The 10,696-nt window shown below is 57.0% G+C and carries 6 protein-coding genes; 4 read left to right on the top strand and 2 right to left on the bottom strand.

Annotation, left to right across the window (positions count from 1 at the left end; translation table 11 throughout):
* The first annotated feature begins 245 nt into the window (after positions 1–245).
* From VNL73_09310 to VNL73_09320, 3 genes are all read left to right on the top strand, one after another.
* Positions 246–3,776, top strand: coding sequence for a hypothetical protein (locus VNL73_09310; GenBank protein ID HXF49602.1), 3,531 nt, complete (start codon positions 246–248; stop codon positions 3,774–3,776).
* A 314-nt stretch (positions 3,777–4,090) separates the two neighbouring features.
* Positions 4,091–5,008 carry a T9SS type A sorting domain-containing protein gene (locus VNL73_09315; protein HXF49603.1) on the top strand — a complete coding sequence of 306 codons (918 nt, stop codon included), beginning with the start codon at positions 4,091–4,093 and terminating at the stop codon, positions 5,006–5,008.
* A gap of 319 nt (positions 5,009–5,327) precedes the next feature.
* Complete coding sequence (locus VNL73_09320; GenBank protein ID HXF49604.1) at positions 5,328–7,481, top strand: beta-galactosidase; 2,154 nt, start codon at positions 5,328–5,330, stop codon at positions 7,479–7,481.
* Positions 7,482–7,528: 47 nt separating this feature from the next.
* Here VNL73_09320 and ilvC read toward each other — a convergent pair whose 3' ends face one another.
* On the bottom strand, positions 7,529–8,461 hold the full coding sequence (gene ilvC, locus VNL73_09325; GenBank protein HXF49605.1) for a ketol-acid reductoisomerase: 933 nt from the start codon (positions 8,459–8,461) through the stop codon (positions 7,529–7,531).
* Positions 8,462–8,550: 89 nt separating this feature from the next.
* Here ilvC and VNL73_09330 point away from each other — a divergent pair, with 89 nt between their 5' ends.
* Complete coding sequence (locus tag VNL73_09330) at positions 8,551–9,837, top strand: NAD(P)/FAD-dependent oxidoreductase (GenBank protein HXF49606.1); 1,287 nt, start codon at positions 8,551–8,553, stop codon at positions 9,835–9,837.
* A gap of 94 nt (positions 9,838–9,931) precedes the next feature.
* Here the strand turns inward: VNL73_09330 and VNL73_09335 are convergent, their stop codons facing one another.
* A complete protein-coding gene (locus tag VNL73_09335; GenBank protein HXF49607.1) occupies positions 9,932–10,198 on the bottom strand; it encodes a dockerin type I repeat-containing protein in 267 nt (88 codons plus the stop codon).
* Positions 10,199–10,696: the final 498 nt, after the last annotated feature.

Below are 10,696 nucleotides of genomic sequence, written 5' to 3' on the forward strand. Positions count from 1 at the left end.
TTTTTCTCCGTTTTCCAGCAGGCAAAACCTAAAAAGTCGTTTCGGTATCATGAGGGGAACCACCAGAAAAACGGCTTGGCGGGTTTCCGTTCCAAATCGGCTGCTCAAAAACCGGGAGGTGATTGACCAGAAAAAGGCACGATGAGATCATCGGGCGTCTTTTTTAAACCTTCGGAAGAAGGATCGTCCCCGCTGGGGACAAAAAACGTTACGAATCGCTTTATGTTGAAAGGAGTTTTACGAATATGATGAGAAAAACAAGCATCCTACTGGCAGTGGTTTTGGCCATTGCCTTTATGGGGTTCTCGCTGGTCGCCTTCGGTCTGCCGAAAGACAAGCAGGCCGTACCGGCCCAGGCGGGAACCACCCAGGCGGCCCGCCCCGCCCCGCTCAATCCCGTGGTGGTGGATGACGACCAGCAGAAGGAAAACTTCGGCTTGGTGCAATACCCCGTCTATCCGCGGGGAGCGGCCAGCCGGTACATTCAGGCGGGCGTGCCCTACGTCACCGTCCGGACCGGCATTCCGGAGACCCCGGGCGGCAACAACCATATGCGCGACCAGGTGCAGGTAAGCCCCTCGGGCGTGGCCCATATGGTCTATGGCATCATCAGCGGCTTTTCCACCGCCGCCGACACCGCCATTAACTTCCTGTACTTCTACAACGCCTACGACTGCTCCAACTCCGATGCCCTTCGCAACGGCAGCTTGGACGTGCAGTTGACAGCCCCCGGCCCCCCGGCCGACCCCCGTCCGCGCGTCACCAACCGCGGCGGCGTGATGATTCCGAACCCGTCCACCGGCGTCCCGGTGACCTACGGGATCCGCTTCATCCTGCGCACGGAAACCCCGCCGGCCGGCGACGTTTCTTCGGTCGGTCAGGTGAACTTCCGGGACGGCTCCGAATGCCTGGGGCTCTTCTCCATGGACACCACGATGCGGCTCACCGGCCCCTCCAACGGCGGCCCGACGCGCGAGCATCCGGTGGCCTTTGCCTTGAACGAGAGCGTCTGGGTGGCCACTTCCCGTGCGGGGAACTCCCCCTCGGCGATCGCCTTCAACTACACCACGGATCGCGGCTTGTCCTGGTCGTCCGACCAGATTCTGGCCACCTACAGCCCGTGGTTCAACTCGGTGGAAATCACCGGCGCCGGCAACACCTTCTACATCCTGTCGCACGCCGACCCGAACGATCCTTCGGCTTTCACCACCACCGAGCGCCCCTGCTACCTGAAGGGGACCTATAATCCCGGCACCGGCGCCATCACCTTCGGCACCATCACCGACATCACCGGTGATTTCCGCCTGCCCGGATTTTTGGCCAACATGATCGACATCGACGGGGTTATGATTGGCGACACCTTGCACGTAATGTGGACCGACTGGAACAACTTCCTCGGGAACGGCTTTGCCGGCCCGGGCGGCGCCGTATGGCACGCCGCGGTTTTGCCGGACGGCACCGTGCAGGGTCCGCACAAGATAACCGACATCCTGATCGACGGCCGGCTCCCCGACCGTTCCGGCTCCCTCTTCGGCTTCGACGTCTGCAACTGGCCGATGGTGGAACTGGCCTACCAGGCGGGCGGCAATCTCTACGCCCTCTGGGCGGCCCCGCCGGACGACGGCAACTTCGGCTGGGGGGACTACGAGCAGTACGGCGTTCTGGCCGTCTACGATATCTTCTGCTCGGTTTCTCCGAACAACGGGCGGGCCTGGGATGAACCGCAGAACGTCACCCAGACCAACAACCCGGGCTGCGACGGCACCTTGGGCAACCCCTGCGTCCACGAGGATGATTTCTCCGCGGCCGATGCCGTGGTGAACGACACCGTCTGGATTACCGCTTTGGCCCAGAAGTATCCCGGCACGCAGGAGACCGCCATCCGTTCGGGCATCAGCCCGGATCCGGGCCCCTTGACCGAGCTCATCGATGAGTTCCGGCTCTACAAGGCCCCGGCCCGCGCCCCTGTGCTTTCCTTGCGCGGCGATCTCGGTTCGCTCCCCGGCGACACCATCAAGTTCTACCAGATTTCGCTGAAGCCCCGCGGCGGCATCTTCACCGCCCCGCTCCGGCTTTCCAACATCGGGCTGGTCGGGTTCTTCCTGGACAGCGTGGTTTTGGATGCCGGTGTGAACGATGGTTTCCTGGTCACCACCTCCAACGCCGTCCCCGGCACCTTCGTGGCGGTCGGCGGGAACTATGACTTCAACCTTTCGTTCAACACCAACGGCGTGGGCGCGGCCGACGTCGGCGTTCGCAGCGGCAACTTGAACGCCTACATCCGCTCGGTGGCCCCGGCCGGCAACAAGACCCTGCCGATCAACCTCACGGTCTACGTGGTTCCGACCCTCTGCTTCAACCGGAAGTCCCAGATTCACTCCGCCTCCAACTACACGGACGTGGGGAACCAGGGCTCCATCAAGGATCAGGGCGGCGCCGGGATGCACTACGACGTGAACGAGCACGACAACTTCTATGACGGCGGCGTCTGGGTGGCCTGGGACGATGCGGTTCCCGACGGCCGCGGCAACTGCGCCGACGGCTTCCCGCGCAAGGTGACCCGCCAGCTCTTCGGCGACAAGTTCCTGCGCTGCATTTCCGACGGCTATCTGGATTCCGTTTCCGGCGGCGGCTACTACAACCTCTCGCTGACTTCGGTCGGCGCCGAGTTGCAGGACAGCTCGATCGCCTGGAAAAACATCTGGGAGCAGTCCACCCATGCCGATTCCTCGGACTTCCTGATCCAGACCACGAAGGTCATCAACGTGGGCACCAACGCGATTGACAGCGTGGCCCTGGGCGTGATTTACGACCTCGACGTGGACGTGGTGGGCGGGCCTTCCGCCTCCGAAAACGTGGGCGGCGACACAATTCTCTCCCACGCCGGCCGCACCTGGTGGTTCGGCTGGATTGCGGGGAACGACGTGTTGGTCGACACCTGCTCCCCGGGGAACTTCGCGTACGGCTTCGTGGTCGTGCCGAATTCGGATAACCCGGGCGCCCTGCCCAGCTTTGTCCGCCCCCGCGCGGGCATCGTCTACCAGCAGGCCGGTTTCTCCTACAACATCGGCTGCGAAAACCCGAACGGCGGTGACTCGCTCTTCGAGCGCTATGCCTGGAACGCGGACGTGATCATCAGCACCCAGGATCGCGCCTACGACTCCCTGCACGGCACCTATCAGGACACCTCCGCGGCCTGCATCGCCAACAGTACCTGCACGATCTGCGGCGGCCCCGGCGCCTACAGCTCCGGTCCTCCGTACCGTGCGGATATGGGTTACATGACCGTGGCCGAGAAGGTGTATAACTTCCCGGTCAACGGCGGCGGCGCCGGTCTGGTGGCCCGCTACGGGTTGGATGGTTTGGGCGCCCTTGCCTCCGGCGAGGACCCGGTCTTCTCCGGCCCCGGCGAAACGTACACGATCATCCACGTGGCCACTTCCGGCGGCGGATTGACCGACCTGTACAGCAATGCCATCAAGGGGATCGACTGGTATCTCAATCATGCCAACGTTCCGGTCGGGCCGACCCAGACCCGCCTGAAAGGTGACTTGATTATCAGTGGTTCGCTCACCCCGGCCGACGTGGTGGCGGAACTGAACTACGTCTTCAACCAGGTTGACGTTGCAGGCGGCCAGATCGTTCCCATCTGCGTGGCGGATCTCAACAACGTGGGCGGTCTGTCTCCGGCCGACGTGGTGCTCCTTTTGAACGGCACCTTCGTCGAAGGCGGCAACGGACCTTCCTGCCCGAACTGCTTGAGACCCTGCATCTAATTGGCGCAAGCGCGCAAGCGCGAAGCTCCAAAAATTTCCGGCCCCCGCAAGGGGGCCGGATTTTTTTTATGCCGGCCCGGTTTATCCCCCTGCTTGCGGGGCAAACAAAAAAATCAAAAATCCGTATTTTATACTTGACGAAATTGCCTGCGCCTTTCATATTCAAACCGATGGATGGTGAGAATGTGCAAAATTCAAGGAGGTGGGCCCGAAGGAACTTTTTCTAACGTTTCGTGTTGAACCGAATGGATGGGTACCAAACAGCGGATGGAACATTGCGGAAGGATGCAACCCCTAACTTTGAGGAGGGAGTAATGAAGAAGTTTTTCACCCTGATAATCTCGATATTTATTTTTGCGGCTTTGGCGGCAACGGCCGTTGCCCAGCCCGACCCGCAGGATTCGATTATTCTGGAATCCAAAACCGTGGACACCGCCCTGACCGGAACGGGCGGCACGTCCGTTTTTTTCATGCGGGTCAACATTACGAACAGGGACTCGTTGGCGTTCCTTACCTTGTCCCTGCGGGAATCCACCGTGAACGGCACGGCGTATGTGTTGTTGAACCGGACTGCCGGGGGAACGCTCAACTTTACAAGCATGGTTACCCCCATGACCGGGACCTTGCGGTTTTTCGGTTCTGTCAACGTTTCCCAGTACAACGACAACAGTCCGGATCGATTTTTGCTGGCGGCCGGATTTGACGGGAGCGACCCCTCCACCATCGAGCCCCCCAACGCCACCCGCAAGGAGGTTTGGCAGATTAGGTTCAGGCACAGCTCCGGATTTGATTCAATAGGGATCGTTCGTTTTGATTCCACCCGGGTGGCCAATTTGCCCTGCACGTTTACAAATACAGTGCCCGCAGATTTGCCGGTGAACTTTGTGGCGGGGCAGTGCACGGTTCTCACGGCTTTTACGGATGTCCGGGATGTGAATCCGGGCCAAAGGCCGCAGGCCTATTCTCTTTCCCAGAACTACCCGAATCCCTTCAACGCCAACACCCAGATATCTTTTGCCTTGCCCAAGGCGGGAAAAACGACGTTGGAGATTTTCAACATTTTGGGGCAGAAGGTGAATACGCTGGTGGATGAGTATTTGCAGGCGAAGTCCTATATTGTCAACTGGGATGGACGGGACAGCCGGGGAATGGAAGTTCCATCCGGCATTTACTTCTACCGCCTCCGCTCGCAGGATTTCCTGCAGACCAAAAAGATGTTGATGATACAATAAAATCCACGCTTTCAAAAAAGCCCTGCTTGTCAAAAGCAGGGCTTTTTATTTTCGGCTAATTACAACAATATGAATTTCAACTGCCTACAGACACACAATCCCGGTTTATCGTAATGTGTTGTAAATCAATAAATTAATTGGATTTTATCCCTCAATATCGACTTTGTGAAAAAAATATCACCCTTTCCGTAGTTTTTATTTGACAAAGCCAATAATTTTCTTTTTTTTATGGCAAGTGGAAAGTTTCTTGCTGCTGAAGTGGCATTTGTCCTTGTAACCCAAAGAGGGACGGGCAGTTGGCTTTGTTTCCATTAAATTTATGTTGAAAATAGCGGATAACAAGTTCTTAATCGGGAAAGAGGTTTACCCCCCTCTTTCGGTTGAGCTTTCTTATTTTCGGGTCTCCAAGCGCCACTGGTCCATCTGCTTTGAACGAATCAAGCGGGCCGGCATCCGCATCCTTTCCACCTATGTCCCTTGGAATCTGCACGAAACATCACAGGGGCAGTTCGATTTCGGCGGACATTTGGACCCGCGCCGCGACTTAATCGTTTTCCTCGAGTTGGCGCGCGAATTCGGCTTCAAAGTGATTCTGAAGCCCGGCCCCTGGATTGGCAGCGAATGGGTCAACGGCGGCTATCCCGATTATCTCGCCTCCATGCCGGACCTTTTGGCCCGCGACCCGCACGGCAACTACGTCCCTTCGAAAAACACGGGGGGGGTAAAGGGGGGGTACGTCCCCACCTACCTGCACCCGGCGTTCCTCTCCCACCTCAAGCGCTACTACGTCGCCTTGGCCGAAGTGGTCAAGCATTACATCTATCCCCGCGGCCCGGTATTCTTGGTTGAAATCGACAGCCGTCCCTCCTTCGGCGGGCATATGGGGCCGTTCGATTTGGATTACAACCAGTACGTGGTTTCCAGTCTGTACCCGGAGTTTCTGCAGCAGAAATTTGAAGAGCCGAAGAAAGCCGCGGAAGCGTACGCCGAGCGGGCCAAGCAGTTTGCCGATATCCGCCCGCCGGCCGCCTTTCACCCCGCCACCCCCAAACAGCTCGCCAAGGTTTTCGACTGGATGCGCTTCAAAGAATGGATGATGGGGCGCTACGTTTCCACCCTCCGGGAGATTCTGGTCAATTCCGAAATGCCCGCCTTGTATTACTTCACCCATTTTTCCAAAGAGGGCTCGATGCCCTTGGCGGAGTTCCCCTGGCCGGAGGATATGTCCTTCTTCTCCGGCTACTATCTGGACGGCAGCTTCGACTACTACACCGCCAAGCATGACTTGAAGGCGTTTGCCGGCACCAAGCCGTTCCCCTACCTTTCCACTTTGGCCACCGGGCTCCCCGCCGCCCTTCCCGAAGAGGCGGCGAAATATTTGCCCTACGACGCCCGGAACGTGAAGTTCAGCCTGTGTCTGGCCTTGGCCTCCGGCATCAAGGGGTTCAATCTCGGCTCCTTCGTGGAGCGGGATCACTGGTACGGATCGCCTTTGACCAAAGACGGCACCGTGACCGCGGGCTACGAGGTGATTCGCAAATTCGCCGCCGCCTCCGAGCGGGTGGGGTTCGACACGCTCGAATCCTCCGCGGAAGTCGCCTTTTTGGTCGACCGCCCGCTCTACTGGTACCGGGAGCTGCGGGCCGAAGAGCCGTACGGCTACATCCTGCCCCTCATGAACACCTACTTCGGGCTGGTGCGGGATTTGTCCTTCTTGAAATTCGAGTTCGGCGTGGCCGATTTTTCCTCCCCCGCCAGTTTGAAAAAATTCAAAACCTTCATCGTCCCCACGGCCGAGGTGATGTCCCGCGCCGCGCAGGAAACGCTCGTGGAGCTTTTGAAGCAGGGTAAAAAACTGGTTTTCTTCGGCGCCGCGCCGGTTTTGGACGAGTCCGGCCGCCCCTGCCAGATTTTGTCCAATTTCATCAAGGTCAAAACCGCCGCCACACCGGAAGTGGGGAGCGTCAAGGGGCTCGGGCTGGAGTTTCCGGCCTCCCTTTTCGGCCACATCCGCAAATCGAACTTGAAAAAAATCGCCTACGACGGCCGCAGGCGTCCGGTGGGGGCGGCCGGAAAGGTGAAAAAAGGGGAGGTCTGGTTTTTCTCCTTCGATTTATCCAGCCAGCTGAACCACGAGCGGCTTTCCTTTTTGGAGAAGCTGTTCGAGGAAATCGGGGTGGAAAGGCGGCTGTACGCCTCCGACCCCCATCTGGATATGGCTTTGGCCAAAAACCAGAAAGCCACGCTTTTGTATTTGTCCTACCCCCTTTCCGGCACGAACCACTCCGGCATCCCCCGCCAGCTCATCATCCGGGTGGACACGGCCAAAGCCGGCATTCGCGGCGAAAAACTCCGGCTCGTTGATTTGCTGGGGGATCTGGATTTGAAAATTTCCTCCAAGGATTTGCGCCAGGGGCTCCCTTTGAAAATTGCCCCGAACGATTCGTTCCTCTTTTTAATCGAGAAGAAATAAAAACCGTTTTTGTAGGGGCGACTCCCTCTGGTCGCCCTTTTTGCGTTTCAAGGCCTGCTTGTGGTGAGCTTAACCAGCCCGAATTCCCGAATCAATTTCCCCTTCGAAAATTTTCGCTTCGATTGCATCCATTCTTTTACAAACCGCCCCGAATCGATTTCCCGGAAAAGCTTTTCAAACACCGGCTTTAAAACTTTCATCCGCTCGATGGCCTTTTCCGCGCCGAAGGCGGCCGTGGGGGAGATTTTTTGAATAAATCCGGCGGGTCCTTCCGTTTTTAACAACTCGGCCAAAGAATCAATCTGCCCCAATGTTTCCAAACGGGCGTTGGCTTCCGAAAGCCCATATTTGCGCATCGTTTGATAACTGTAAAGCAAAATCGCCAAAAGTCCGCCGCACAAAAAGGCCTGCTCCCCGAACAAATCCCCCAGCGTCTCATCCCGAAACGTGGTTGGAATAACGCCCTCGCGGGTGGCGCCGATGCCCCAGGCAAAAGCGAGGGCTTTGGGCAACGCTTTTTGCGGCCGGGCGGCCACCCAGGCGGTCATTCCTTTGCCTTGTTGAAACAATTCCCAGAGTTTTTTGCCGGGGCCCAGAGGAGCCACCAATAGCGTATCAATTCCCTTGGGAATTTGTATCAACTTGAAATGAATTGCCAAGGCGTGTGCAAAAACTGTGGCCTGGCCGGGGCGAAAATGCGGTTTGACTTCCTCAAAAATCTCCGGCATCCATTCATCCGGGGTCAAAAACGCCACAAAATCCGCCCCGGAAACGCCGGCGGGCAAATCCACCAGCGAAAAACCATCCTTTTTCGCCTGCTTGGCGGAATGACTTTTCGGCGGGAGGTGAATTTCCACCTTGGCCCCGCTTTTCCGCAGGGCCAGGGCCTGCGCCCGGCCTTGATTGCCGTAACCGAGAATCAACACTTTTTTTCCAACGATAAGCTTTTTATTTACATGGCGGTCTTTATAGACTTTCACGGCGGCAAGATAAGTTAGAAGACAACAAAAGGGTAGAAGCGCCCCGGAGCGGGGGCTCCGGGCTACCCAAAATATGTTATTTTGGTTTTATGGCCGAGCAAGCAAAAAAGCGGCTGGTGATTTTGGGAGGCGGCTACGCCGGGATGACGATTGCCCGCCGGCTCGAAAAGCGCTCGGTTGAGGCCGGCTGGGAAATCGTCCTAATCAACCGGGACAACTTTTTCCTTTTTACCCCGATGCTCGGCGAAGTGGCCACCGGCTCCATCGAGACCCGCCACATCATCAACCCCATCCGCCAGCTCTGCCGAAAGATCCGCTTTGCCGAGCGGGAGGTAATAGCCATAGACCCCCGAAGAAAAGTGGTGAAGGTGCGGCAGGAAGCGACCGGCCGGGAGGAGGGGGAGGCGTACGACAAGCTGGTGATTGCGCTCGGCTCCACCACCAATTTTTTCAACATCCCCGGGCTGGAAGAGGCCGCCATCACGATGAAAAGTTTGGGGGACGCCATTTACGTGCGCAACCACGTCATATCCCTTTTCGAGCAGGCCGACACGGAAAAATTTCCGCAGGTGCAAACTCCGCTGGTCACGTTCGTCGTCGTGGGGGGCGGGTTTGCCGGGGTGGAGCTGGCCGGGGAATTGAACGATTTCGCCCATTATCTTGCGAAATATTATCCGCACATAGACCGCTCTTTAATCCGGGTCGTTTTGCTGGAGGCGGCTCCCCGCCTTTTGCTCGAAGTGAGCGAGGACTTGGCAAACTTTGCTTTGCAGACCTTGCAGGAGAAGAAAATGGAAGTCCGGCTTTCCGCCCGGGTAAAGGAAGCCCGGAGCGACCGGGTCATCCTTGAAGGGGGCGAAGAAATTCCAACCCGCACCTTGATTTGGACCGCCGGCGTCACCCCCCAGCAATTGGTGAGCGGCCTGCCATTTCAAAAGGACAAGCGGGGCCGGCTGGTGGTCAATGAATTTCTGCAATCCGTGGACGATCCGGATGTTTGGGTCGTCGGTGATTGCTGTTCGCTAACCGACCCGCGAAGTGGGGCGCCGTATCCGCCGACCGCCCAGCATGCCTTGCGGCAGGGGCGGGTGGCGGCGCAAAATATTCTGGCGGAGCTGACAGGGGGCAGGAAAAAACCGTTTCATTACAACATGCTGGGGCAGATGGCGATGCTGGGGCGGAGGAGCGGCGTGGCCATCATTTTGGGCTTCCGCGTCCGTGGGTTTTGGGCCTGGTGGATTTGGCGCACCTATTATCTTTTCCGGTTGCCGCGCCTCTCCAAAAAACTGCGGGTGATGCTGGACTGGACCATCGATTTGTTCTTTGAACGGGACATCGCCCAGCTAAAACCGTATCACCATAGGCCGGCGGCGTAATCTGAAAATGTCGGGGGGGATAGGTCGTCTTTCGTAGGGGCAGGTCTCGTGCCTGCCCGCCTTTGTAGGGGCACAATATATTGTGCCCGTTTTTCTAACAGGGCGCAGGAACCGAAAGAAAGAAAATCTGCAGCATAATCACTACATCCGCCGGGGAAATTTTGCCGTCGCAGTTCAAATCCCCGGCCGTTGGCGCCGCCGCAAACGGGGTTCCATTAAACACAAAATTCAACATCAAAACCACATCCGCCAATGTCATTACCCCGTCCAAATTCAAATCCCCTTTGATAGCGGGAAGAGGAGAATATTTGATGGTGACAAAGTCCCACATGTTTTGGGTGTCTGTTCCAGACAGATACATATTCCCGGTTTGACTAACTAAAAGTTTTGGATATCCTCCGTAATATGAAACGGATCTCTCATATCGCTTTTCCCAAAGAAAATTTCCACCTGAATCATACTTCAAGATTACATAATTGTAAGTTGAGTCCGCTCCAAAACTTATTCCTGCTACATAGATGTTTCCCGCGGAATCCAAAGATATGCTCTGTCCTTGATCCTTTTTACTCCCCGGCCCATTGTAACTTCGCACCCAAAGCTGGTTTCCATTCGAGTCATATTTAATGGAAACTATATCGTCCTCATTACCTGCTCCGGCATAACTAAAGCCTGTTACGTAAATATTGCTCTGTGAATCCAATGCCATGGCTGTGGCATAATTGTACTGCTCCCCTTTAGTCAAGCGGCCTGATATGGAGTCATCGGGCTGAGGTTATAGGTTTTCTCGAACCTGTTCGGCGGCTGGTAGCCCAGGGCCGAGTGCAGGTAGGTTTCGTTGTACGTTTCGATCCAGCCGTTC

The organism is Verrucomicrobiia bacterium (assembly GCA_035574275.1).
Classification (GTDB): domain Bacteria; phylum Zixibacteria; class MSB-5A5; order DSPP01; family DSPP01; genus DSPP01.